The organism is Geobacillus sp. DSP4a (assembly GCF_013096875.1).
GTDB lineage: Bacteria > Bacillota > Bacilli > Bacillales > Anoxybacillaceae > Geobacillus > Geobacillus thermophilus.
This window is the reverse complement of the sequence record NZ_SDLD01000258.1, coordinates 1-304: the sequence shown is the minus strand read 5'-3', so window position 1 is coordinate 304 and position 304 is coordinate 1. Positions and strand designations below refer to the sequence as shown.

At 34.9% G+C, this 304-nt stretch carries 1 protein-coding gene; it reads left to right on the top strand.

Going from position 1 to position 304, the window contains the following annotated elements:
- The coding region (locus tag ETC02_RS17245; RefSeq protein WP_171698504.1) for a transposase at positions 1–304 on the top strand (304 nt) is incomplete at both ends.

The window sequence follows — 304 nt, the reverse complement described above, 5'->3', positions numbered from 1 at the left end:
TTGATTTAGGATTAAACAATTTTGCCACTTGTGTCACATCAGACGGCAGATCATTCATCATTGATGGGCGGAGATTAAAAAGTATAAATCAATGGTTTAACAAAGAAAATGCCAGACTTCAAAGCATAAAAGATAAGCAAAAAATCAAAGGCACCACTCGTAAACAGGCTTTGCTTGCTATGAATCGCAATAATAAAGTGAATGATTATATCAACAAGACTTGCCGTTACATCATTAACTACTGTATTGAAAATCAAATTGGCAAACTTGTCATTGGCTATGCGGAAACATGGCAACGCAATAT